The following is a 24,330-nucleotide window of genomic DNA, read 5'->3' as shown; positions in this document are numbered from 1 at the left end:
CAGTAAACCAGGTTGTCGAACATGTCGACGGGTGACCCCGAGCGGCCCGGTTTCGTGCTGCCCCTGCTGCTGCTCGCCGGGTTCCGCAGCCTGGTCGACGACCTGCACGCCGAGTTGGCCCGGCAGGGGCACCCCGAGCTGCGGCCGGCACACGGCTTCGTACTCCAGGCCGTCGGCGTGCACGGCACCACCGCGTCCGACCTGGGCCACCGCCTCGGCGTCTCGAAGCAGGCCGCCGGAAAGACCGTCGACCGGCTGGTCGCCCTCGGTTACCTGGAACGCGCCGACGACCCGGCCGACGCCCGCCGCAAGCTGATCCGGATGACGGCTAAGGGCGTCGACGGGCTGCGCCGCTCGGCGACGATCTTCGACGCGCTACGGGAGCAGTGGGTTGGCCGGCTCGGCGCGGAGCGGGTGGCCGCCCTGGAGGACGACCTCCGCGCGGTCACCCCGCCGGACACCTTCCGCCTCGACGTCCCTGGCTGGTTCGGCAGCTGAAACGCCCTCCGGGCACACCTGCCCGGCGACCGACGCGGACGTCAGGAACGCGCCCGGGTCACCAGTGGCCCAGCCTGTGCGACGGGAGTGCCCGCCGGCCGGCGGGCGGTCAGTGGCGGCGGGTCTGCGCGACGAAGGCCCGCCAGGCGGCCGGGGCGAAGGTCAGCACCCCGCCGTCGCGGTCCTTGGAGTCCCGGACGTGCACCCGACCGGGCAGGTTGTCGGCGACCTCGACGCAGGCGCCGGAGTCGTTGCCGCTGCGGGTGGCCTTGCGCCACCGGGCGTCGGTCAGATCCATGGCCTCACGATCTCCTCAAGCAGGTCGATCGACTGCTGTCGGGGCAGCGCCTCACTGCGCAGAGTTTCCCATCTTCCCAGCAGCGTCGCCACCCCGTCGATGTCGTCCACCACCGTGCCGCCGGTCTGCGTGTCGAGAAAGCCCACCCAGTCGCCGTCGGCCGAGCAGCCGAGAATGAACGGCCCGAAAAGGCCCGCATGCAATCCGACCGTAGCCGGCAGGACGTGCACGTTGACGTGCGGCCGGCGGGCGCACTCGATCAGGTGCCGGAGCTGACCGGCCATCACCTCGGCGCAGCCCTCGGCGAACCGGCGGAGCGCGCTCTCGTCGATCACGGCGGTGAGCTGCGGCGGGTGCTCCCGGTCGAGGATCTCCTGCCGGGCGAGTCGGGCCGCCACCAACTCCTCGACCCGCTCGGCGGTGTAACTGAGATCAAGTCGGAAGCCTGCCCGCGCGTAGTCGGCGGTCTGCAACAGGCCCGGCACCATGGTCGCGCCGAAGCAGCGCAGCTGGGTCGCCGTCCGCTCGGCCTCCAGCCACGGGCGGAACCACACCGGCTCACCGTCGCGCCGCCCCAACTCTCGCAGGGCGACGAAGAGGCCGCCGCTGTCGAGGACGTCGTCGGCGCGCTTGAGATAGGAGTGGTTCGGCACGACCTGCCCCAGCTCCACCGCCGACACCGTCGACGGGGAGTAGTGCACCCGGCGGCCGAACTCCTCCTGGGTCAGGCCGGCGGTCGCCCGCGACCGGCGCAACTGGGCCCGGATCAGCTCCGCCGTCGACACCCGCTCGCTCATCCGGCACTCCTATCGGGACGGCGACCGTCCACCCGGCAGCGGACGGAATCACCGTGTCGCAGAGTAGTCATCAGGAAGCTCCCTGTCAGACCCCGCCGCTCCACAGTCCCGCCAGCATTTCCCGACCCCGCTCCAGCGCCGCACCCGGATGTGACGTCGGGTCCTGCACCGTCCTGATTCGTCAGCGCCCGTAGAGCACCTCGGGATCGACAAGCACGACGTCCGGTCGGTCGGCGGCGACCCGGACGAGTTCGTCGGTGAAGCCCTCGGCGCTGGCGAGGAGCAGGCGTACGTCGGTCGCTTCCACCCCGGGCCGCCCCCGGAGAATGTCGCGTAGGCGTGCCAGTCGTTCCAGGTCGGGAAGACCCAGTCGACGCCCCCACTTCACTTCACCGATCGCCAGCAACGGACGCGGACCGTCCCCCATCGGCGGCTCGCCGAGCGCCACCAGGTCGAGTTCGTGACTGGTCCGGCTCGCCGCGTCGGTGAGGGTGGCCGTACCGACCTCGGCCACCGGCCCACCCAGCACTTCCGGATCGGCGAACCCCACCGCCCACTGCCGGACGATCTCCTCGAACCTCGGGCCCAGGACGGCGCTCGCGTACCGGCGTTGCGAACGTCGCCAGACCTCCAGTCCACGCCGTTGCTCCAGGGCGGTCCATGCCGGCCGCATCACCGCCTGGTAGAAGGAGATCAACGGCTCGGTGATCCGGTAGTTGCTGCGGCTGGTGCGCAACAGATCCGGCTCCCGGAGCAACAGGCCGGCGTCCTCAAGGACGGTGAGTGGGTGCTGCAGGTCGGTGGCCTTGCGTCCGATGTAGCCCGCGATCCCGCCCCGGCTGGCATTCCCCTCCGCCACGGCGGCGAGCACGGAGTGGTACAACGCCGCGTCCCGCAGGTCGGGGTCCTCCGCGAGCAGATACCGCGCCTCCCGGAACAGAGGTCGCGCCGGATTCAGCACCGCACGGACCACCCACGGGTCGAAGTCCGCCGGACCGGAGGGCGCGTCATCCTGCACGTATTCGCGCCGGTAGGCGGGAGTACCACCGACGATGGCGAAGACCCGCACCGCCAGCAGCGGATCGTCGAGGCCCCAGAAGGCTGCCGCCGCCCGGTAGTCCAGGGGCCGGACCGGCAGCTCCAGCCCGGCCCGGCCGCGCAGCGGTGCCGACCCGGCGAGCAGGCCACCCATGAACGACAGGGCCGAGCCACACAGCAACAGGCGGGCGCGGGATTCGCTGCGCTCCGGCCGCCCCGGAGTCAGTGCGTGTTGGATGATCGACGGCAGATCCCGTGCCGCCCGCACCAGGTAGGGAAACTCGTCGATCACCACCGGCACCGGGCGGTCCCGGCCGAGGGCGAGCAGCGCGTCCACCGCCGCCGCCCAGTCCGGAAGCTGCACCGGGCCGGGGGCACCCACGAACGCGCCGAGCGCCTCCCCGAGCCGCCGGAGCGACTCGGTCGACGTCGCCTCCGTGGCACCGAAGTAGAAGCCGCCGCTGCTTCGGGCGAGTTCGTAGAGGAGCAACGTCTTGCCCTGACGGCGGCGTCCGCTCACCACGCCGAGCGTCGCGCCGGGGCGCTCGTCCGCCGCGAAGCGGGCAAGCTCCGTCCACTCGATGTCCCGGTCGAAGATCCCGGCAGGCTTGGCAAGCTCACGCATCACGGTCTCCGCACTTCTTATAACTACACTTCTTAGAAGTGTAGTTATACATTTTGCAGACGGAGGGGCGTCGACACAGCCCGCTTCTCCGGCGGAGGATGGGCGCATGGATGACGCGTACACGGTGGGTGATCCGGACGGCCTCTCCCCGCTCCAACGGGAGATCCGCGACGCGGTGGCCCGGGAGCTGCACGCCCAGCTCGCCCTGCGGGCCGAGCGCCTCGACCTGGCCGACGTGCCGGAGGTCGCCTACCAGGTGACCCTGGGCGTCGACCGGGTGCTCACCGGCCGGCTCACTCCACCCCGGCGTACGAGTGCAGGCCGGTGAAGAAGAAGTTCACCCCGAACAGGTTCATCAGCACGGTCAGGAAGCCCAGCACCGCGATCCAGGTCGCCACGTTGCGCCGGACGCTGGGCGTGGCGCGGGCGTGCAGGTAACCGGCATAGACCACCCAGGAGATGAACGCCCAGGTCTCCTTCGGGTCCCAGCCCCAGGCCCGGCCCCACGCCGCCTCGGCCCAGATCGCGCCCGCGATCACCGCGAACGTGAAGATCGGGAACGAGAAGGCGTGCAGCGCGAAGGTCAGCCGCTCCAGGTCGGCCGCTCCGGGCAGCCGCCGGGCCAGCGTGTACGGGAAGCTGCGCCGCCCCTGCTCGTAGCCGTTGCGCAGCAGGAACGACACGGCCGGCACCACGCCCAGCAGGAAGATGCCTGAGGAGAAGACGATCGTCGACACGTGGATGATGAACCAGTACGACTGGAGCGCCGGCATCAGCGGCACCACCGGGACGTAGAGCTTCAGCTCGGCGAACGCCAGCAGCAGCACCATGACCAGGGTGAGGAACAACCCGAGCCGGCGCAGTGACGGCCGCTTCCCGAGCACCACGAGCCAGGCGGCGGTCCCGATCCAGGTGACCGTCAGCACGAACTCGTACATGTTGCCCCAGGGCATCCGGTCGGCGGCGATCCCCCGGGTGACCAGCGCGCCGAGGTGCAGCGCGGCGGCGAGCACGGTCAGCCCGGCGGCGATCCGCCCGGCGAGCCGGGCCCGCCCCGCCGAACGGCTCGGCCGGACCGACGGCGGCGTGGTCCCGGGGGCGTCGGCCACCGGCCCGTCGACCTTGTCGACTCCCGCGCCACCCACGCCCGCGCCGACCAGTTCCCGCGCCGGGGTGACCCGGGCGGCGACGGCACGGACGTTGCCCAGGGCGTACTCGACGGCGTGGCTGATCATCGCGATCAGGTACACCAGGATCGCGAACGTCACCAACTGGTCGGAGACTGCGGACATCACTCGACTCCCTCTCGCGCCGGCCGGTCGGGCCGCCCGTCGTCGCGTACCGCCGCGACGAGAGACGCGAACTCCTCGGCGAACCCCGGATGATCGGTGCGCGGCAGCCCACCGGCCGACACCAAGCTACTACCGCCCGTCGGAGATCCACTGTCGGGGGGCGTCACCCGGAACCAGACCCGCCGCCGACGGCCGAACAGCGACCCCATCAGCCCGACCAGCAGCACCACGCAGGCACCCAGCATCAGCTCCTCGCCCGGGTCGTGCCGGACGGAGAGGGTGACGTACCGCTTGGTGCCGAGGAACTCCAGCTTGCTGCCGTCGTCCAGGGTCCACGTCTCGCCCGGGGCCAGCTTCCTGTCGCCCACCTGCTTGAGCTTGCCGTTGGTCACCTGGCGCTGGTCGAGCTGGTAGACCGAGCCGGGGATGCCGGCGTCCAGCCCCAGGTTGCCCCGGTAGGCGGCCAGCACCACGGCAGGGTTGCGTTCCTCGGGGAACCGCGACGACGCGAACGGCCCGGTGTCCGGGGCGGTCGGCAGATACAGCCCTTCGAAGGCGACCTGCTGGTTGGCATCCCGCCGGCCGGTCGCCGGGTCGACGTTGGCGTCCGGGAAGGCGGCCACCCCCTCGCTGGTGAGGTTGGCGTCGCCGCTGGTCAGGAACGGCACCGTGCTGGTCTGGCTACGGCCGTACCGGTCGGTGTACCTGAGGATCGGGGCGTAGCCGTGACCCAGCAGGTAGACGTTGGCGGAGCCCAGCCGTAGCGGCGAGTTGACCGAGAAGGTGGCGGTCCGCCGGTCCGAGCCGTCGGGGCGGTCGACGGTCACCGTGGCGCGGTAGCTCTCCGGCTGCCCGGACGGCAGGAACCGGGCGTCGAACCGGTCGAGGGTCAGGCAGAACGGCGGCAGGTCGGCGCTGTCGACGCGCGGGCCGAGCTTTGCCTCGGCGTACTGCTGGCGGGTGTTGCAGAACGCGTTGTCCGCGCCGGCCACCAGCAGCTTGTTGCCGTGCCAGCCGTACCACGAGCCGAGCGCGACCCCGAGCAGCACGGCGACCAGCGAGGTGTGGAACAGCAGGTTGCCGGTCTCCTTGAGGTAGCCCTTCTCGGCGGAGACCTCGTTGCCGCGCACCTGCACCCGCCACCGGCGGCGACGCAGCACCGCGGCGATGGCCTGCGGGTCGGCGGCGCCCGGCGACTCCAGCACGGTGTGCTGCGGCAGCCGCTCCATCCGCTTGGGCGCGGCCGGCGGCCGGGCCCGCAACGCCCGCACGTGCTCACGCATCCGGGGCAGGATGCAGCCCACCAGCGAGGTGAACAGCAACAGGTAGATGGCGGAGAACCAGACCGAGCCGAACACCTCGAACGCGCCGATCCGGTCCAGCTGCGGAGCCAGCTCCGGATGCTCGACGAAGTACCTGTCGACGTTCTCCGGGTTGACCCCGCGCTGCGGCAGTACCGAGCCGGGAATGGCCGCGACCGCGAGCAGGAACAGCAGGATCAACGCGGTACGCATGCTGGTGAGCTGCCGCCACGAGTTGCGCAGCAGGGCCAGCAGCGGATTCGGCCGGCGGCGGGGAGCCTCGGCGGGTGGGCTGGCCGGGCGGTCGTCGACGGTCGTCATCAGATGCTCACCTCGCCGGGGCCCACCGTCGTCTGCAACCAGATCACGAAGTTCTGCCAACCGCCGGTGACCAGCGCCAGACCGATCAGGATCAGCAGCACCCCGCCGATCCGGGTCACCCAGCGGCTGTTGCGCCGGACCGCGCGGAACACCCCGAGCAGCCGGTGGAAGCCCAACCCGAAGACCACGAACGGCAACCCCAACCCGAGGCAGTACGCCACCGCCAGCACCACGGCACGGTCGGTCTGCCCACCGGTGGCGGCCATCCCGAGCACCGCGCCCAGCGTCGGCCCGGTGCACGGCATCCAGCTCAGCGCGAACACCGCGCCGAGCACCGGCGCACCGAGCAGCCCGGCGGCGGGCAGCCGACGGATGCGCAGTTCCCGCTGCATCCCGGGGAGCACCCCCAGGTAGCTCAGCCCGAGCAGGACGATCAGCGCGCCGATGACGACCTGGAAGGTGCGCTCGTAGTCGAAGAAGATCCGGCCGAACCCGGCGAAGAGGATCGCGGTGGCGGTGAAGACGACGGTGAAGCCAGCGATGAACAGCAACGTCCCGGCCAGCACCCGGCCCTTGACCGCCGCCACCGGACGGGCCGCCGCCCGGGTCGCCACCGCCACCGTGCCGCCGGATGCCGAACCGCCGCCGCGTGCCGAGCCGCCCTCGGTGGCCGGGTCGCCACCGGGTGCCGGGCCGCCGCCCGGGGTGGGGTCCGCGTCGGGCGGGGTGGTCGGCCGGGCGCGGCCCTCCAGGTCGGTGCCGGCCAGGCCGGTCACGTACGACAGGTAGCCGGGCATCAGCGGCAGTACGCACGGGGACAGGAAGCTGACCAGCCCGGCGAGCGCCGCCGCGCCGATGGCCAGCAGCAGCGGGCCGGACTGGGCGAGTTCGCGGAACGTCTCGCCCATCAGCGGGAACCGGTCGACGCCGGCTCTTCGGCGGCGATCCGCTCGACGATCGGGCGCAGCCCGTCGGTGGTGACGGCGGCCCGGATCACGGTGGCGATCCGGCCCTGCCGGTCGAGCACGACGGTGGCCGGGATGGTGTTCGGCGGGATGTCCAGCGCCAGCGCCAGCCGACTGGCCGGGTCGAACAGGCTCGGATAGGTGACCCGACCCTCCTCGAAGGCGATCGCCTTGTCCCGGCTGTCCTGCACGTTGATGCCGAGGAAGGTCACCCCGGACGCCCTGGTGGCCTGGTAGGTGGCCTCCAGGTCGTCGGCCTCGGCCCGGCAGGGCGCGCACCAGGAACCCCAGAAGTTGACCACCACCACCTGCCCCCGGGCCTGGGAGGTGTCGTACCGGCCACCGGTGAGCAGGTCACCGGCGATCGTCGGGGCGGCGGAGCGTTGGTCGGGGGCGCACTCGACGATGCCGCCGTTGTTGGCGCACCGGCTCTCCTCGGTGCCGGAGGAGCAGCCGGCCAGCGCCGCCCCGGCGGTGACGGCGGCGAGCAGGACGGCCAGCGGCCTCCGGGAACGCATCTCAGGCCCCCTTGGCCGTCCGGGCTGTCGCGGACATCGCGATCAGGTGCGCAGCCGGCTCGGAGTACCCGATCCCGACCACCTTCGCCCCGTCGAAGTGGAAGGAGGTGAGGCTGGCCAGCCCGCACTGCCGGCGGCGCGGATCGTGCCAGAGCCGCTTGCGTTCGACGTAGCGGCGCAGCGTCCAGATGGGCAGTTGGTGGGAGACGATGACCGCCTCGCGCCCCTCGGCGGCCACCCGGGCGGCGTGCAGCCCGGCGAACATCCGCTCGGCGATGGCCCGGTACGCCTCACCCCAGCTCGGGGTCACCGGGTCGCGCAGCACCCACCAGTTGCGCGGGTCGCGGAACGAGCCGTCGCCGGGCGAGACCTTCTTGCCCTCGAACCAGTTGGCGCTCTCGATCAGCCGTTCGTCCACCCCGACCGGGAGCCCGAACTGGCCGGCGATCGGCTCGGCGGTCTGCTGGGCGCGTTCCAGCGGGCTGGCCACCACGTGCACGATCTCCCGTTCGGCGACGGCCTGGGCGGCGGCCTTGGCCATCTGCACGCCCAGTTCCGACAGCCGGAAGCCGGGCAGCCGGCCGTAGAGGATCTGGTCCGGGTTGTGCACCTCGCCGTGCCGCAGCACGTGGACGACGGTCTTGGTCATTGGTGTTTACCCCCCGCTGCCTGCCGCTGCCGCTGCTGTCGCCGCGCCGGGCAGGGCGGCGGCGATGTGCTCCAGGGCGGCGTCGTCGAGCGCCGCCGACACGAACCACGACTCGAACGCGCTCGGCGGCAGGTAGACGCCGGCGGCGAGCATCGCGTGGAAGAACGCCTTGAACGCGGGCACCTGCTGGGTGCGGGCGCTGTCGTAGTCGACCACGTCGGCGTCGGTGAAGAAGATCGAGAACATGCTGCCCGCGTACGACAGGCGGTGCGGGACCCCGGCGGCGGCCAGCGCGTCGGCGGCGAGCTTGCCCACGACGGCGGCCGTGTCGTCGAGCCGGCGGTAGAGCGCGTCGTCGGCGAGCCGCAGGGTGGCCAGGCCGGCGGCGCAGGCCAGCGGGTTACCGGAGAGCGTTCCGGCCTGGTAGACCGGGCCGGCCGGGGCGAGCCGGGACATGATCTCCGTGCGCCCGCCGAAGGCCGCGGCGGGCAGCCCGCCCCCCATCACCTTCCCGTACGTCCACAGGTCGGCATCCGACGGGTCGAGGCCGTGCCAGCCGGCGCGGGAGACCCGGAACCCGGTCATCACCTCGTCGACGATGAGCAGCGCGCCGTGCGCGTGGGCGATCGCGGCGAGCCGGGAGTTGAAGCCGTCGCGGGGGGCGACCACGCCCATGTTGCCGGCGGCGGCCTCGGTGATGACCGCCGCGATGTGCGGACCCTGCGCGGCGAACGCCGCCTCGACGGCGGTGAGGTCGTTGTAGGGCAGCACGATGGTGTCACCGGCCGCCGCGCCGGTGACCCCGGGCGAGTCGGGCAGGCCGAGGGTGGCGACGCCGGAGCCGGCGGCGGCGAGCAGCCCGTCGGAGTGACCGTGGTAGCAGCCGGCGAACTTGATGATCTTGGAGCGACCGGTGAAGCCGCGGGCCAGCCGGATCGCCGACATGGTCGCCTCGGTGCCCGAGTTGACCAGCCGGACCTGCTCGACCGGGGTGCGCTCGACGATCTCGGCGGCCAGCTCCACCTCACCCGGGGTGGGGGTGCCGAAGCTGGTGCCGAGGGTGGCCGCCTCCCGCACCGCCTCGACCACCTCGGGGTGGGCGTGGCCCAGGATCAGCGGCCCCCACGAGCAGACCAGGTCGACGTAGCGTCGCCCGTCGGCGTCGTACAGCCAGGGACCCTCCCCCCGGACCATGAAGCGCGGGGTGCCGCCGACGGCACGGAACGCGCGCACGGGGGAGTTGACCCCGCCCGGCACGATGGCGCGGGCGCGGTCGAACAGGGCCTCGGAGGCCGGCGCGTCGGCGGGATAACGGCCGGTGCCGGCGGAAAAGGTATCGGTCACGATGCGGCCCATTGTGTCAGCGCCGGCCGGAGAATCCGCAGCCACCCCGGGGCCGGGTTACCCGGCTCACCCCACCCGGAGCCGGTGGCGGCGCTGCCGCCCGCGCGGTGGTCGGCACGGCGGATCGTCTCACCGGGCCGGGTTGGCGGGATCGCGATAGGCTGACGGCGTGGATCGTGCCGAGCTGTCCATCACGGTACACCGGACGGGCGACGAAGTGGTGCTGCGCCTGGCCGGTGAGATCGACATGCTCACCGCCGCCCAGCTGTCGACGGTCGTGAACGAGGTGCTCGCCGATCCTCCGCCGCGCATCGTGCTCGACCTGGCCGGGGTGACCTTCTGCGACTCGCAGGGGCTGGGCACGCTGGTGGTGCTCAGCCGCAAGGCCAGCCACTCCCAGTGCCTGCTGATGCTGAGCAACGTGGGCGACTTCCTGCTCCGCGTCCTCGACATCACCGGCCTCCGTTCCGCCCTGATGATCCGTAACGAGACCCCCTCCGGCTGACCGGTCAGCCGACCGGGGTGTCGCGGCGGCGGAAGGCGACGACCCCGGCCGCGCAGAGCACCCCGGCCAGCCCGGTCAGGACCAGCAGCGGGGTCACGCTCCAGCCCGCCCGCAGCACCTGCGGGGTGTGCGTGAACGGCGACAGGTCCAGCAGCCACTGGCTCAGCTCCAGCACCGCGCCGAGCTGACCGAGCAGCACCACCACCGCGAGCACCGCCCAGGCCGCCGGGGCGAGCCGGGGCAGCAGCCCGGACAGCAGCACCGCCAGACCGGCCAGCACCCAGGCCGCCGGCACCTGCGCCAGGCCGACACCCAGCATCCGGGGCAGCTGGCCCGGCACGTCACCGATGCTCAGCCCGTAGGTCAGGCCGGCCGCCAGCCCCGCCAATGCCAGCACCAGCACCGGCCCGGCCAGGGCGAACACCAGGTGTGAGGCGAGCCAGGTCGACCGGTGCACCCCGGTAGCCAGCACCGGCTCGGCCCGCCCGGCGGCCTCCTCCGACCGCATCCGCAACGCCACCTGGACGCCGTAGCCGGCGGCGGCCAACCCGGCCACCCCCAACGACACCCCCAGGTACGCCTCGGCCAGCCCCGACGCGCCACCCAACCGGGCCATCACCTGCTCCAACGCGGCGTTGCCGGCGACCGACCGGCCGGCCGCCTCGGCGGCGCCACCGACCACCGACCCGAGCAGGAAGAACCCCACCGACCAGCCCAGCAGCGGCCCCCGGTGCAGCCGCCAGGCCAGCCCGAACGGCCCGGACAACCCCCGCCCGGCCCGCGCCGGGCCCGGTCGCGACGGCAGCACGCCGGCCCCAAGGTCCCGGCGCACCGACACCGGGTACGCCACCACCGCCAGCAGCACGGTCAACGCGACCGGCAGCGCCAGCACCCACCAGCGCTCCCCCGCGTACGCGCGGACGCGCGCGGCCCAGCCCAGCGGGGAGAGCCAGCTCGGCCACCCCTGGTCGGAGGTGTCGCCGACCAGCCGGAGCGCGAACGCCACCCCGAGCACCCCGGCGGCGATCCCGCGTGCCCCACCGGCGCTCTGGGCGAGTTGGGCGGCCACCCCGCCCACCGTGGCGAACACCGTCCCCACCAGCGCCACCGACAGCCCGTACGCCAGCGAGCCGGTCGCCGGCAGGCCGGTGGCGGCCAGCCCGGCGGCGGTGAGCAGGCCGAGCACCAGGCTGGCCGCGTACGTCACCAGCAGCGCGGCGGTGAGCCCGGCGTGCCGGCCGAGGACGGTCGCGCCGAGTAGTTCCCGCCGGCCGGCCTCCTCCTCGGTGCGGGTGTGCCGGATGACGGTGAGCAGGGCGGCCAGTGCGACGATCACCTGGAGGAAGCCGCCCCGCTGGGCGGTCAACGCGCCGACGCTGTCGCCGTAGACCGGGCCGAGCAGGGCCACCACCGACGGGTTGCTGGCGGTGCCGGTGACGTACGCAGCCCGCTCGGCGGCGGTGGGGAACAGCGCGAGGAAGCTGCCCGCGTACGACACCGGCAGGACGGCCAGCGGCAGCACCCACAGCGGCAGGACGATCCGGTCCCGGCGCAGGATCAGCCGGGCCAGGTGACCGGTGCCGGTGAGGGAGCTCATCGCCGTACCCCGGTCGGCTGGTCGCCGCCCGACGCGGCGGCGGGGGCCGGGGGCGTCTCGTAGTGGCGCAGGAACAGCTCCTCCAGCGTCGGCGGCTGGCTGACCAGGCTGCGGACGCCGATCTCGGTGAGCCGGCGCAGCGCGGTGTCCAGCGCGACGGTGTCGACGGCGAAGCGGACCCGGTCGCCGTCGACCCGCAGGTCGTGCACGCCGGGCAGGTCGGCCAGGCCGGCGACCGGGCCGGCCAGTTCGGCGTCGATCGCGGTGCGGTGCAGGTGGCGCAGCTCGGTCAGGGTGCCGGTCTCGACGTGGCGACCGTTGCGGATGATCGTCACCCGGTCGCAGAGCGCCTCCACCTCGGCGAGGATGTGGCTGGACAGCAGCACCGTGCGGCCGTCGCGCCGGGCCCGGTCGATCCAGTGCTGGAACACCTCCTCCATCAGCGGGTCCAGCCCGGAGGTGGGCTCGTCGAGGATGAGCAGTTCGACGTCGGAGGCGAGCGCGGCGACCAGGCCGACCTTCTGCCGGTTGCCCTTGGAGTAGGTGCGCCCCTTCTTGCGGGGGTCCAGCTCGAACGATTCCAGCAGCTCGGCGCGGCGCTTCGGGTCGAGCCCGCCGCGCATCCGCCCGAGCAGGTCGATCACCTCGCCGCCGGAGAGCTGCGGCCAGAGGGTGACGTCACCCGGCACGTACGCCAGGCGGCGGTGCAGCGTGACGGCGTCGCGCCACGGGTCGCCGTCGAGCAGTCGGACGGCCCCCGCGTCGGCCCGCAGCAGCCCGAGCAGGACCCGGATGGCTGTCGACTTGCCGGCACCGTTCGGGCCGAGGAAGCCGTGCACCTCGCCGGCCCGCACGGTCAGGTCGAGCCCGTCGAGGGCCCGGGTGCGGCCGAAGGTCTTCACCAGGCCGGTCACCGCTATCGGGGTTTCCACAATTCGGAAGCTACACTCGTTTCACAAAGTTGTGAAGACTCTGTTCGGTGCGGCACCATCGCCTGAACCGTCCCGAGCCCGAGGAGCAGCGTCCGATGCCTGACGACCGTCGACCCGGCCACGACGACGAGGTCCACCTCTTCGTCGAACGGATGGCGATGGCCTTCGCGGACGTCGGCTTCCCCCGGATGTCCGCCCGGGTCCTGTTCGCCGTGATGAGCGCCGACGGCCCGCTGACCGCCGCCCAGATCGGCGAACGGCTCGGCGTCAGCGCGGCAGCCGTCTCCGGCGCGGTACGCCACCTGACCCAGGTCAGCATGCTGGTCCGCGAACCGGTCCCGCGCTCGCGCCGGGACCACTACCGGCTGCCCGACAACCCCTGGTACGAGGGGACCATCACCAAGACCGGCCTCTACAAGAACTTCATCGACATCGCCGACGCGGGCGTCACGGCACTGGGCGGCACCGCCACCCCGGGCGGCGAACGGGTGGCCGAGATGCGGGACTTCTTCTATTTCATCCAGGAGGAACTGGACTCGCTCGGCGAACGCTGGCGGGCCCGCCGGGCCGCCACCGGCCACGCCGAGCCACCCGCCGCCTGACCGTCAGGCGGTGTTGCTGCCCCAGCGGGCCTGCTCCAGGACGTCCAGGGCGCGCTGCCGGGCCTCCGGATCGTCCTCGACCCGCAGCAGGGCGCTCGCCTCGTCCACCGCGTCGGTGAGCACCCGCCACTGGGCGTCGCGCTCCCGCACCACGTCGGACTGCGCCGCCAACTGCCGGGTCTTCACCCACAGCTCCACGAAGACCGACACCTTGGCCCGCAGCACCCATGGGTCGAACGGCTTGGTCAGGTAGTCCACCGCCCCGACCGCGTAGCCGCGCAGCGCCAACTGGGCGTCCCGGTCGGCGGCGGTGAGGAAGATGATCGGCACGTGCCGGGTCCGTTCCCGACGCTTGATGTGACTGGCCGTCTCGAAACCGTCCATGTCGGGCATCTGGGCGTCCAGCAGGATCACCGCGAAGTCGTCCACCAGCAGTTGCTTCAGCGCCGCCTCACCGCTCTCCACGGCCACCGACTGGACCGGGAGCCCCTGGAGGATCGCCTCCAGAGCCATCAGGTTCTCCCGGCGGTCGTCGACCAGCAGCGCCTTGGCCGTCTGCGTCACGAATTCTCCCTGTCTCGGCGGCCACTGATCCAGGACGCCATCCGCTCGATCAGCCCGTCCAGGTCCACCGGCTTGGTGATGTAGTCGCTACCCCCGGCGGCCAACGCCGACTCCCGGTCACCGGGCATCGCCTTCGCGGTGAGGAAGACGATCGGCAGGTCGGCGAAGCGGTGGTTGCGGCGGATCTGCCGGGTCGTCTCGTAACCGTCCTGGTCAGGCATCATGGCGTCCATCAGCACGATGTCCACCTCCGGATGCTCGGCCAGCACGCGAACCCCGTCCGCGCCGTTGTCCGAGTACAACACGGTCATCCCGTGCAGTTCCAACGCGCTGGTCAACGCGAACACGTTGCGTACGTCGTCGTCGACGATGAGTACGGTGGCGCCGTCCAACTGCCTGGTGGCCGGGGCCTCCGGCGCGGCCAGCAACTCCACCGGCGGCATCAGCAGCGACGACGGCAGGCCCGCCCGCTCCGGCGACGGCGTCTGCGGGGCCACCACCGCGTCCGGTGCCAGCACGTCCGGGACGAAGAGGGTGAACGTCGAACCCTGCCCCGGCGCGGAGGTCACCGTGATCGTGCCGCCGATCAACCGAGCCAGGTCCCGGCTGATCGACAGGCCCAGCCCGGTGCCGCCGTACCGCCGGCTGGTGGTGCCGTCGGCCTGCTGGAACGCCTCGAAGATGATGCTCAGCTTGTCGTCGGAGATGCCGATGCCGGTGTCGATCACGGTGAAGGCGATCACCTGCCGGGCGTTGGTCAACGCCGGCACGTCGAAGACCGCGTTCTCCGCCGCCGGCGCGATCCGCAGGGTGACCGCGCCGTTGTCGGTGAACTTCACCGCGTTGGAGAGCATGTTGCGCAGGATCTGCTGCAACCGTTGGGCGTCGGTCACCAGGGCAGGCGGCAACTCCTTGGCCACCCGCACCTGGAAGTCAAGGTTCTTCTCCTCCGCCTGCGGGGCGAACGCCTGCTCCACGTAGTTGCGGATCTCGGCGAACCGGATCTCCGTCGGCTCGACGTCCATCCGCCCTGCCTCGATCTTGGACAGGTCCAGGATGTCGTCGATCAGGCGCAGCAGGTCCGAGCCGGAGCCGTGGATCGTCCGGGCGAACTCGATCTGCTTCGGGGTGAGGTTACGCTCCGAGTTCTCCACCAGCAGCCGGGCCAGCAGCAGCAGCGAGTTCAGCGGCGTCCGCAGCTCGTGGCTCATGTTCGCCAGGAACTCCGACTTGTACGCCGACGCCCGGGTGAGCTGCTGCGCCTTCTCCTCCAGCCCCAGCCGGGCCAGCTCGATCTCCCGGTTCTTGGTCTCGATGTTGCCCTTCTGCTCGCTGAGCAGCTTCGCCTTGTCCTCCAGCTCGGCGTTGGTGCGCTGCAACTCCGCCGACTGGTCCTGCAACTCCAGCGCCAGCCGCTGCGACTGGGCCAGCAGTTCCTCCGTACGCCGGTTGGCCTGGATGGTGTTGACCGCGATGCCGATGGTGAGCACCAGCCGCTCCAGGAACCCCAGGTGCAGCTCCGAGAAGCGGGCCACGCTGGCGAACTCGATCACCCCGAGCAGCTCGCCCTCGAACAGGATCGGCAGCACCACCAGGTCGGACGGGAGCGTGTCGGCCAGCCCGGAGCGCAGGGTGATCCGCCCGTCGGGCAGCGCGTTGAGCCGGATCGTCCGGCGGGAGAGCGCCGCCTGGCCGACCAGCCCCTCGCCGGGCCCGAAGGTCACGTCGTGCCCCCGCGCCACGTAGCCGTACGACGCGGTCAGCCGCAGCCGCATCACCCCCTCGGAGGTGTCCGCCAGGAAGAACGCGCCGAGCTGCGCGTCGACCAGCGGGGTCACCTCCATCATGATCATGCGACAGACCTCGCCCAGGTCCCGCTGACCCTGGAGCAGGCCACCGATGCGGGCCAGGTTGGAGTCGAGCCAGCCCTGCTCGGCGTTCTTCTTGGTCGTCTCCCGCAGGGTGACGATCATCTGGTTGATGTTGTCCTTCAGCTCGGCGACCTCACCCTGCGCCTTGACCGCGATCCGCTGGGTCAGGTCGCCCCGGGTCACCGACGTGGAGACCTGGGAGATCGCCCGGAGCTGGGTGGTCAGGGTGGAGGCGAGCTGGTTGACGTTCTCGGTGAGGTCCCGCCAGGTGCCGCTCACGCCCTTCACCTGGGCCTGACCGCCGAGCTTGCCCTCGATGCCGACCTCGCGGCCGACCCGGGTCACCTCGTCGGCGAACGAGGAGAGCTGGTCCACCATCGTGTTCACGGTGTTCTTCAGTTCCAGGATCTCGCCCTGCGCGTCGACGGTGATCTTCTGGCCGAGGTCGCCCTTGGCCACCGCCGTGGTCACCGAGGCGATGTTGCGCACCTGGGAGGTCAGGTTCGACGCCATCGAGTTCACGTTGTCGGTGAGGTCCCGCCAGGTGCCGGACACGCCCTTCACCTGGGCCTGACCGCCGAGCTTGCCCTCGGTGCCCACCTCGCGGGCCACCCGGGTCACCTCGTCGGCGAACGAACTCAACTGGTCGACCATCGTGTTCACGGTGTTCTTCAGCTCCAGGATCTCGCCCTGCGCGTCCACCGTGATCTTCTGCGACAGGTCGCCCTTCGCCACCGCCGTCGAGACCTGCGCGATGTTGCGCACCTGACTGGTCAGGTTCGACGCCATCGAGTTCACGTTGTCGGTCAGATCCCGCCAGGTGCCGGCGACCCCGCGTACCTGGGCCTGCCCGCCGAGCTTGCCCTCGGTGCCCACCTCACGGGCCACCCGGGTCACCTCGTCGGCGAACGACGACAACTGGTCCACCATCGTGTTGACGGTCGACTTCAGCTCCAGGATCTCGCCCCGGGCGTCGACGGTGATCTTCTGGCTGAGATCGCCCTTCGCCACCGCCGTAGTCACCGAGGCGATGTTGCGCACCTGGGAGGTCAGGTTCGACGCCATCGAGTTCACGTTGTCGGTGAGGTCCCGCCAGGTGCCGCTCACGCCCTTGACCTGCGCCTGACCGCCCAGCTTGCCCTCGGTGCCCACCTCACGGGCCACCCGGGTCACCTCGTCGGCGAACGACGAGAGCTGGTCCACCATCGTGTTGACCGTGTTCTTCAGCTCCAGGATCTCGCCCTGCGCGTCGACCGTGATCTTCTGCGACAGGTCACCCTTCGCCACCGCCGTGGAGACCTGGGAGATGTTGCGGACCTGACTGGTCAGGTTGCCGGCGAGTTGGTTGACGTTCTCCGTCAGGTCCCGCCAGGTGCCGGAGACGCCGCGTACCTGGGCCTGGCCGCCGAGTTTGCCCTCGATGCCGACCTCACGGGCCACCCGGGTCACCTCGTCGGCGAACGAGCTGAGCTGGTCCACCATCGTGTTCACGGTGTCCTTCAGCTCCAGGATCTCACCCTGCGCCGCCACGGTGATCTTCTGGCTCAGGTCACCCCGGGCCACCGCCGTGGAGACCTGCGCGATGTTACGCACCTGGGAGGTCAGGTTCGACGCCATCGAGTTGACGCTGTCGGTGAGGTCCTTCCAGGTGCCCGCGACGTTCGGCACGTCGGCCTGCCCACCGAGCTTGCCCTCGGTGCCCACCTCGCGCGCCACCCGGGTCACCTGCTCGGCGAACAGGCGCAGCGTGTCGGTGAGCGAGTTCATCGTGTCGGCCAGCTCGGCGACCTCGCCCCGCGCCCCGACCGTGATCTTCTGCGACAGGTCGCCCCGGGCCACCGCCGTCGCCACCTGGGAGATCGACCGCACCTGGCCGGTCAGGTTCGACGCCATGGTGTTCACCGAGTCGGTGAGGTCCTTCCAGGTGCCGGCGACGCCCCGCACGTCCGCCTGGCCACCCAACTTGCCCTCGGTGCCCACCTCCCGGGCCACCCGGGTCACCTCGTTGGAGAACGACGAGAGCTGCCCGACCATCGTGTTGACGGTCCGGCCGATCCGCAGGTACTCACCGCGCAGCGGGCGACCGTCGATCTCCAGCTCCATGTGCTGGGAGAGGTCACCGTCGGCCACCGCCATGATCACCCGGGCGATCTCGGTGGTCGGCCGGCCCAGGTCGTCGATCAGCGAGTTGACCGCCCGCTGGCCCTCCGCCCAGGAGCCGTCCAGGCCCTCCTCGTCGAGGCGTTCGGTCAGCCGGCCGTCGCGGCCCACCACCCGGCTGATCCGGCGCAGGTCCAGGTGCTGCCGCTCCTGCAGCGACACCACCTCGTTGAAGGCGTCCGCCACCTCGCCGGCCGCACCCGCCCGCCGGGGCAGCCGTACCTTGAAGTCACCCCGGCCGACCCGTCGCAGCGCCTCCGACAGCTCACCGAGGAGCGCGTCATGCTCGGAGGCGGACCCGTCCGCCGTCACCGACTGTTTCGCGGTCATCTTTCCTCGCTCGACTCGGAGGGCTCCCGACGTGCCGACACGCCGACTTCCCCTCATTGTGCCCGGGTCGCCGCCGGGCCCTGGATACGACGTGCCCCGGATACGGCCGCGCCGAGCGACGACGCGGCGTCCGCCCCACCGCGCGCCGACGTGGTCCGGCCCGCCAGCCCACAGGCCGGACCGGCCAGGTGGCGGAGGGTGACCACCACCGACCTGGTCGGCGCGGCGGGTGTGACGGTACGTGGTGCGGCTTGGCACCCGGCCGGTGGCGGTAGAGGATACGGGGGTGTCAGCGGAGCCGGGGGCCGGGACAGACGCGGGACGGGACGAGCACGTCCGGCGCGTCCGGCTGCCCGCCGACAACCGCACCCCGGCCGCCGCCCGCGCCGTGGTCCGCTCCGTGCTCGCCGAAGCCGACCTCGACGAACTACTCAACGAGGCGCTGCTGCTGACCACCGAACTCTCCACCAACGCCGTCGAACACGCCCGCACCGAACTGGACATCGAGGTCGTCGCCGACCAGATCGGCCTGACCGTCACGGTTTCCGACTTCGCCGCCGGGCCGGTCGACGAACTGGTCGTCGGCATCCGCAACGACACCGACCAGATCGGCGAGGTCTCCGCGCGGGGGCGGGGACTGCTCCTGGTCGACCACTTCGCCAGCCGCTGGGGCACCACCTACCTGCCCACCGGCAAGGGGGTGTGGTTCCGGCTCGACCGGCACGGCGACCACGGCGACGCAGCCCCCTCCCCGCACCCGCCACCCGGGCGGACCGACAGCGAACCGGGGACCAGCGCACCGAGCGCCGCCGCGATGAGCGAACTCACCCAGACCCGCCCCGACCCGTACGCCGACGAGCCGCTCACCGACTTCGCCACCGACCTGCTCACCCGGGTCGCCGAGATGGTGGGCGCGGCCGGCGGGGTGATCCGGCTGGACCGGGGCGAGGGGGAGGGCCCGCAGGTGCTGGCCCGCTACGGCCGGCACCCCCGCCCCGGCAACGAGCTGCTCCGGGTGCCGCTGGCCGTGCACCGGCCGTACGTCGGGGAGCTGGAGCTGGACGCGGCACCGTCGGCGTACGCCAGGCCGTTGGCCGTCCTCGCCGCCGAACGGCTCGCCCTGCACCTGGAGAACGACCGGCTGCGCCGGGCCGACGTCCGCCGCTCGGCCTGGCTGACCTTCCTCGCCGAGGCCAGCGAACTGCTCGCCCAGTCACTCGACGTCGACCTGACCATGGCGCTGATCCCGCAGCTGGTGGTGCCCCGGCTCGGCCAGTGGTGCGCGGTGCACACCACCGACGAGTGGGGCCGGCTCAGGCTCGCCGCGTCCAGTCACGCCGACGAGTCCGTCCTGCCCCAACTGCACAAGGTGCTTGAGGAGTCCGGGCCGGATTCGGTCCAGGCCCGGCTGCGGGAGGCGTCGCGGACCGGCTCCCAGGTGCCGCTCGGTGGGCCGATGGAGGGTTTCGCCGTACCGCTGGTCGCCCGCAGCCAGCGCCTCGGCACCCTGGCCGTGGGACGGCACCAGCGGCACCGGCACGACCCGGACGAGGTCGCGGTGTTGGAGGACGTGGCCCGGCGGGCCGGCCTCGCCATCGAGAACGCCCGCATCCACGCCGAACGGCGTCGGGTGGCGCAGACCCTCCAGCAGTCGCTGCTGCCGCCGGTGCTTCCGGTCGTCGAGCGCATCGGCTTCGCCGCCGAGTACGTCCCGACCGGTGACGAGGCCGAGGTCGGCGGCGACTTCTACGACGTGGTGCCGCTGCCGGACGGCCGCTGGCTGGTGGTGGTCGGCGACGTGTCCGGCAAGGGCGTGCAGGCAGCGGCGGTGACCGGGCTGGTCCGGGACGTGATCCGGGTGCTGGTCGGGGACGGCAAGCCGTTGCCCGAGGCGCTGGCCCGGCTCAACGACACGCTCGTCGAGCGGGGTGGCGGGCGGTACTGCACGTTGGCGCTGGCGGCGGTCGGGCCGGGCGACGGCGACCGGCTCGACGTCTCGCTGCACCTGGCCGGGCACGACCGACCGGTCCTGCTGCACGGGGCCGGTGGGGCCAACTTCGTCGGCATCGGTGGCACGGCGCTCGGTCTGCTCGACGCGATCACCTCCCCGGCGGCGGAGATCGTGCTCGCGCCGGGCGATGCGCTGATCTTCTATACCGACGGGGTGACCGAGCGGCGGCGCGGCCGGGAGCTCTTCGGCACCGAACGGCTCCGGGAGGCCGCCGCCCCGCTGGCCGGCTACTCCGCCGACGTGGTCGCGGCCCGGCTGCGGTCCGCCGCGATCAACTTCTCGGTCGAGTCGCCCCGCGATGACATCGCCATCCTGGTGCTGCGCAACGACGCCCTCTGAGTACGCCCCCGGCCCGTTCCCCCTCGCCCCCGCTCCCCCGGCCAACCCGGGGGCGCGGGAGGCCGGTCAGAGGCCGCCGGGCAGGCGGCCGGGGGCGAGCCGGCCGTGCGGGTCGAGGTGTTCCTTCGCCTCGCGTAGCCGGGGGATCACCGCCGCCTCGCCCCACACGTCGATCTCACGACGCACCGCCGGGGGCGCGGCGACCACCACGCACCGGCCCCGGCGGGTGAACAGCACCCCCCGGACGGCGGCGAGGATGCCGGCCACCCGGTCGACCGGGAGCGACCCGGGCAGCGCGGCGTGCACCATGCCCAGCCCGGCGGAGCCGCGCACCGACAGCGGGGTACCGGCGGCGTCCCGCAGCGCGTAGACGGCGGCGTGCAGGTCGGCGGCCGGCGCCTCGACCCGTAGCGCGGTGTCGCCCGGAGCGAACGGGTAGCGCCGCCACCAGACCGGGGCGTCCGGGGCGAGACTTGCCGTGCCGCCGAGCAGGGCCAGCAGGCGGTCGGCCCGCCCGGCCACCTCGGACCGGCCGCCCTCCAGCAGAACGGCCAGCTCACCGGCGCTGCCCCGGGGAGGTGGCACAGCGGCCCGGCGGCCGGCCATCGCGGGATGGTTGGCGCGGGCCGACGCCTCGGCCGCCGACATCGGGCGGCCACCCGGCCCCGAGGTCGCGCCCGCCGCCGGCGCGGCGGCCGGACGTGGCGGTGACCCGGCGGCCGGCAGGTCCAACTCGACGGCCGCCGGATCGAGGTCGGCCGCGAGCACCGCCCGGACCAGGTCGTGCACCTCCAACGGGCTCCACACCGGCCGGGTCACCCACACCCGGGCCGGCGGCAGGGTGTGCGCGCGCAGCGTCGCGGAGACGAGCACGCCCAGCCCGCCCTGCGAGCCGCAGAGCAGCCGGCCCAGGTCGAGGCCGACCGGGGCGGCCACCCCGGCCAGCTCGGCCGCACTGCGCCCGGCGCTGACCAGCTCACCGTCGGCGTCCAGCCAGCGCAGGCCGACGAGCTGCTCGCAGGCGGTGCCGTGCCGGTGCCGCAGCGGACCGGACTCGTCGGCGGCGAGCACCCCGCCGAGGGTGGCCCCGGGTGACGGCGGGTCGAGGGCCAGCCGGCGGCCGGAGCGTGCCAGGGTGGCCTGCACGGCCCGCAGCGGGGTGCCGGCACCCACCTCGACCACCGGGGAGGACGCCGGCCGGTGGCCGACCCCGGCGAGCCGGCCGGTGTCGAGCATGATGTCGACCCGGGCCGGTGCGGCACCCCAGTCGATCTTCGTGCCGGCGCCCCGGGGCACCACCGACAGATCGTGCCGGGCGGCGAGCCGCAGCACCTCGGCCGCCGCCCGCGGCCCACCCGGGACGGCCACCCACCGGGCGAGCCGGCCGGCGACCTCGTCGGCCGCGCCCGCGAACCGGGCGAAGGAGGGACCGCAGATCCCGGCCAACCGCCGGGTGATCTCCGTTGCACCGACCGAACCCGCTGGCGTCGACATGGCAGTCATCGTACACATGTTCTAATGCGGCGGGTGGCGGTTCGTCCGCGCCGCGCCGCGCGACGGGCCGGTAACGTGGCGGCGTGACCACCGAGACCACCCCGCCCGTCGCCCGACAGGTCCCCGCGGAGCGCACCCACCACGGCGACACCATCGTCGACGAGTACGCCTGGCTGGCCGCCAAGGACGACCCGGCGACCATCGCCCACCTCACCGCCGAGAACGCCTGGACCGAGCAGCGCACCGCGCACCTGGAAGCGCTGCGCGGCACCCTGTTCGCCGAGACGAAGCAGCGCACCCAGGAGACCGACCTGTCGGTGCCCACCCGCAAGGGCGGCCACTGGTACTACACCCGCACCGTCGAGGGCCAGCAGTACGGCGTGCACTGCCGCCGCCCCGTGCGCGACGGCGAGACCGATCCGCCGGTCAGCGCGGACGGCGCCCCGCTCGACGGCGAGGAGGTGCTGCTCGACGGCAACCAGCTCGCCGAAGGACACGACTTCTTCTCCCTCGGCGCGTTCGACGTCAGCCCCGACGGGCGGTGGCTGGCCTACTCGACGGACTTCTCCGGCGACGAACGGTTCACCCTGCGGATCAAGGACCTGAGCACCGGCGAGTTGCTCGGCGACGAGGTGCCCGACACGTTCTACGGCACCGCCTGGTCGGCAGATGCCAGCGTGCTGTTCTACATCACCGTCGACGAGGCGTGGCGGCCCAACCGGGTGTGGCGGCACACCGTCGGCACCCCGTCGGGCGAGGACGTGGTGGTGCACCTGGAGGAGGACGAGCGGTTCTGGGTGGGTGTCGAGCTGACCCGCTCCGAGCGGTTCGTGCTGATCGACAGCACCAGCAAGGTCACCAGCGAGGTGCGGGTCATCCCGGCCGACAACCCGACAGGTGAGCCGGCGGTGATCGCCCCGCGCCGGCAGGGCGTCGAATACAGCGTCGAGCACCACGGGCACCGGTTCCTGATCCTGCACAACGACGGCGCGGAGGACTTCGCGCTGGCGTACACCTCGGCGGACGCCCCCGGCGACTGGGTTCCGCTGATCCCGCACAGCCCCGGCACCCGGCTGGAGTCGGTCGACGCGTTCGCCGACCACCTGGTCGTCTCGCTGCGCAGCAACGGCCTGACCGGGCTACGGGTGCTCCCCGTCGGCGGCGGCGACGGGCACGACATCGAGTTTCCCGAGCCGATCCACAGTGTCGGGCTGGACGCCAACCCGGAATACCGCACCCGGCAGCTCCGCTTCCGCTACACCTCGCTGGTCACCCCCGACTCGGTCTACGACTACGACCTGGTCACCCGCGAGCTGACGCTGCGCCGCCGCAAGCCGGTGCTCCCCGGGCCGGACGGCCGCGAATACGACCCGGCCGACTACGAGCAGCACCGCGAGTGGGCACTCGCCGACGACGGCACCCGGGTGCCGATCTCGCTGGTCTGCCGCCGGGACACCCCGCGCGACGGCTCCGCACCCGCCGTGATCTACGGGTACGGCTCGTACGAGGCCAGCATGGACCCGTGGTTCTCGATCGCCCGGCTCAGCCTGCTCGACCGGGGCGTGGTGTTCGCCGTGGCGCACATCCGGGGCGGCGGTGAACTGGGCCGCCGGTGGTACGACGAGGGCAAGCTGCTGGCCAAGAAGAACACCTTCACCGACTTCGTCGCCTGCGCCCGGCACCTGGTCAAGTCCGGCTGGACGGCGGCCGACCGGCTGGTCGCCCGGGGTGCCTCGGCCGGCGGACTGCTGATGGGCGCGGTGGCCAACATCGCCCCGGACGCGTTCACCGGGATCGTCGCGCAGGTGCCCTTCGTGGACGCGCTCACCTCGATCCTCGACCCGTCGCTGCCGTTGACCGTCACCGAGTGGGAGGAGTGGGGCAACCCGCTCGCCGACCCGGAGGTGTACGCGTACATGAAGTCGTACACCCCGTACGAGAACGTCGCGCCCGTCGACTACCCGGCGATCCTGGCGGTGACCAGCCTCAACGACACCCGGGTGCTCTATCACGAGCCGGCCAAGTGGATCGCCAGGCTGCGGGCGGTGGCCCCGCAGGGCGACTACCTGCTCAAGACCGAGATGGGTGCCGGCCACGGCGGCCCCAGCGGCCGGTACGACGCCTGGCGCGAGGAGGCGTTCGTCAACGCCTGGATCCTCGACCGGCTCGGTCGGGCCTGACCGCCGCCGCGGGTCCCCGCCGGGCCGGGGCGGGTCCCCGGGCCGGGTCCCCGGGCCGGCCGGGACCGGCGGGCCAGCAACGCTCGGCGGGCGGGCCCG

20 protein-coding genes are annotated in these 24,330 nt (G+C 72.6%); 6 read left to right on the top strand and 14 right to left on the bottom strand.

What is annotated here, in order from left to right; translation table 11 throughout:
• Window positions 1-21: 21 nt before the first annotated feature.
• Window positions 22-498 carry a MarR family winged helix-turn-helix transcriptional regulator gene (locus JQN84_RS13075; protein ID WP_204958622.1) on the top strand — a complete coding sequence of 159 codons (477 nt, stop codon included), beginning with the start codon at window positions 22-24 and terminating at the stop codon, window positions 496-498.
• 109 nt (window positions 499-607) lie between these two features.
• Here JQN84_RS13075 and JQN84_RS13070 read toward each other — a convergent pair whose 3' ends face one another.
• The 3 genes from JQN84_RS13070 to JQN84_RS13060 all read right to left on the bottom strand — a co-directional run bounded on the left by JQN84_RS13070 (window position 608) and on the right by JQN84_RS13060 (window position 3,256).
• Window positions 608-796, bottom strand: coding sequence for a DUF397 domain-containing protein (locus JQN84_RS13070; protein ID WP_088642057.1), 189 nt, complete (start codon window positions 794-796; stop codon window positions 608-610).
• Window positions 787-1,593: a helix-turn-helix domain-containing protein gene (locus tag JQN84_RS13065; RefSeq protein ID WP_204958621.1), complete on the bottom strand. Its 807-nt coding sequence runs from the start codon at window positions 1,591-1,593 to the stop codon at window positions 787-789. Before JQN84_RS13065 ends, JQN84_RS13070 begins: the two co-directional genes overlap by 10 nt.
• A gap of 181 nt (window positions 1,594-1,774) precedes the next feature.
• A complete protein-coding gene (locus JQN84_RS13060) occupies window positions 1,775-3,256 on the bottom strand; it encodes an ATP-binding protein (protein WP_204958620.1) in 1,482 nt (493 codons plus the stop codon).
• 106 nt (window positions 3,257-3,362) lie between these two features.
• Here JQN84_RS13060 and JQN84_RS13055 point away from each other — a divergent pair, with 106 nt between their 5' ends.
• On the top strand, window positions 3,363-3,584 hold the full coding sequence (locus tag JQN84_RS13055; RefSeq protein WP_088642055.1) for a hypothetical protein: 222 nt from the start codon (window positions 3,363-3,365) through the stop codon (window positions 3,582-3,584).
• Here JQN84_RS13055 and ccsB read toward each other — a convergent pair.
• The 6 genes from ccsB to hemL are packed head-to-tail and all read right to left on the bottom strand — an operon-like array spanning window position 3,550 to window position 9,646.
• Window positions 3,550-4,548 carry a c-type cytochrome biogenesis protein CcsB gene (ccsB, locus tag JQN84_RS13050; RefSeq protein WP_204958619.1) on the bottom strand — a complete coding sequence of 333 codons (999 nt, stop codon included), beginning with the start codon at window positions 4,546-4,548 and terminating at the stop codon, window positions 3,550-3,552. The genes JQN84_RS13055 and ccsB overlap by 35 nt on opposite strands.
• Window positions 4,548-6,170 (bottom strand): cytochrome c biogenesis protein ResB, encoded by a 1,623-nt coding sequence (resB, locus tag JQN84_RS13045; protein WP_204958618.1) that lies wholly within the window; start codon window positions 6,168-6,170, stop codon window positions 4,548-4,550. Before resB ends, ccsB begins: the two co-directional genes overlap by 1 nt.
• Complete coding sequence (locus JQN84_RS13040; protein ID WP_204958617.1) at window positions 6,170-7,078, bottom strand: cytochrome c biogenesis CcdA family protein; 909 nt, start codon at window positions 7,076-7,078, stop codon at window positions 6,170-6,172. The genes resB and JQN84_RS13040 overlap by 1 nt, the downstream gene beginning before the upstream one ends.
• Complete coding sequence (locus JQN84_RS13035) at window positions 7,078-7,653, bottom strand: TlpA family protein disulfide reductase (RefSeq protein ID WP_204958616.1); 576 nt, start codon at window positions 7,651-7,653, stop codon at window positions 7,078-7,080. The genes JQN84_RS13040 and JQN84_RS13035 overlap by 1 nt, the downstream gene beginning before the upstream one ends.
• A 1-nt stretch (window position 7,654) precedes the next feature.
• Window positions 7,655-8,302, bottom strand: coding sequence for a histidine phosphatase family protein (locus tag JQN84_RS13030; protein ID WP_204958615.1), 648 nt, complete (start codon window positions 8,300-8,302; stop codon window positions 7,655-7,657).
• A gap of 6 nt (window positions 8,303-8,308) precedes the next feature.
• On the bottom strand, window positions 8,309-9,646 hold the full coding sequence (gene hemL / locus JQN84_RS13025) for a glutamate-1-semialdehyde 2,1-aminomutase (RefSeq protein WP_204925718.1): 1,338 nt from the start codon (window positions 9,644-9,646) through the stop codon (window positions 8,309-8,311).
• Window positions 9,647-9,815: 169 nt separating this feature from the next.
• On the opposite strand from hemL, the gene JQN84_RS13020 reads away from it, so the two are divergent.
• Complete coding sequence (locus JQN84_RS13020; protein WP_088642049.1) at window positions 9,816-10,151, top strand: STAS domain-containing protein; 336 nt, start codon at window positions 9,816-9,818, stop codon at window positions 10,149-10,151.
• Between the two features lie 4 nt (window positions 10,152-10,155).
• Here JQN84_RS13020 and JQN84_RS13015 read toward each other — a convergent pair whose 3' ends face one another.
• Together JQN84_RS13015 and JQN84_RS13010 are read right to left on the bottom strand one after the other, a co-directional pair.
• Window positions 10,156-11,748: an ABC transporter permease gene (locus tag JQN84_RS13015; RefSeq protein ID WP_204958614.1), complete on the bottom strand. Its 1,593-nt coding sequence runs from the start codon at window positions 11,746-11,748 to the stop codon at window positions 10,156-10,158.
• Window positions 11,745-12,680 carry an ABC transporter ATP-binding protein gene (locus JQN84_RS13010; protein ID WP_204958613.1) on the bottom strand — a complete coding sequence of 312 codons (936 nt, stop codon included), beginning with the start codon at window positions 12,678-12,680 and terminating at the stop codon, window positions 11,745-11,747. The genes JQN84_RS13015 and JQN84_RS13010 overlap by 4 nt, the downstream gene beginning before the upstream one ends.
• Before the next feature lie 95 nt (window positions 12,681-12,775).
• Between JQN84_RS13010 and JQN84_RS13005 the strand changes: the two genes are divergently transcribed.
• On the top strand, window positions 12,776-13,282 hold the full coding sequence (locus JQN84_RS13005) for a GbsR/MarR family transcriptional regulator (RefSeq protein WP_204958612.1): 507 nt from the start codon (window positions 12,776-12,778) through the stop codon (window positions 13,280-13,282).
• 3 nt (window positions 13,283-13,285) lie between these two features.
• Here the strand turns inward: JQN84_RS13005 and JQN84_RS13000 are convergent, their stop codons facing one another.
• Both JQN84_RS13000 and JQN84_RS12995 read right to left on the bottom strand, forming a co-directional pair.
• The gene (locus JQN84_RS13000) at window positions 13,286-13,846 is read right to left on the bottom strand and encodes a response regulator (protein ID WP_204958611.1); all 561 of its coding nucleotides are present in this window, start codon (window positions 13,844-13,846) and stop codon (window positions 13,286-13,288) included.
• Window positions 13,843-18,207: a HAMP domain-containing protein gene (locus JQN84_RS12995; protein WP_204958610.1), complete on the bottom strand. Its 4,365-nt coding sequence runs from the start codon at window positions 18,205-18,207 to the stop codon at window positions 13,843-13,845. Before JQN84_RS12995 ends, JQN84_RS13000 begins: the two co-directional genes overlap by 4 nt.
• 286 nt (window positions 18,208-18,493) lie before the next feature.
• Between JQN84_RS12995 and JQN84_RS12990 the strand changes: the two genes are divergently transcribed.
• Window positions 18,494-20,557, top strand: a complete 2,064-nt coding sequence (locus JQN84_RS12990) for a SpoIIE family protein phosphatase (protein WP_204958609.1) — start codon at window positions 18,494-18,496, stop codon at window positions 20,555-20,557.
• Between the two features lie 66 nt (window positions 20,558-20,623).
• Here the strand turns inward: JQN84_RS12990 and JQN84_RS12985 are convergent, their stop codons facing one another.
• Complete coding sequence (locus JQN84_RS12985) at window positions 20,624-22,060, bottom strand: FAD-binding oxidoreductase (protein ID WP_239485280.1); 1,437 nt, start codon at window positions 22,058-22,060, stop codon at window positions 20,624-20,626.
• A gap of 74 nt (window positions 22,061-22,134) precedes the next feature.
• On the opposite strand from JQN84_RS12985, the gene JQN84_RS12980 reads away from it, so the two are divergent.
• Window positions 22,135-24,231 carry a S9 family peptidase gene (locus tag JQN84_RS12980; protein WP_204958607.1) on the top strand — a complete coding sequence of 699 codons (2,097 nt, stop codon included), beginning with the start codon at window positions 22,135-22,137 and terminating at the stop codon, window positions 24,229-24,231.
• Window positions 24,232-24,330 lie beyond the last annotated feature (99 nt).

This window comes from Micromonospora humidisoli, assembly GCF_016900955.1.
GTDB lineage: Bacteria > Actinomycetota > Actinomycetes > Mycobacteriales > Micromonosporaceae > Micromonospora > Micromonospora wenchangensis.
This window is presented reverse-complemented; position numbering and strand designations above follow the sequence as displayed.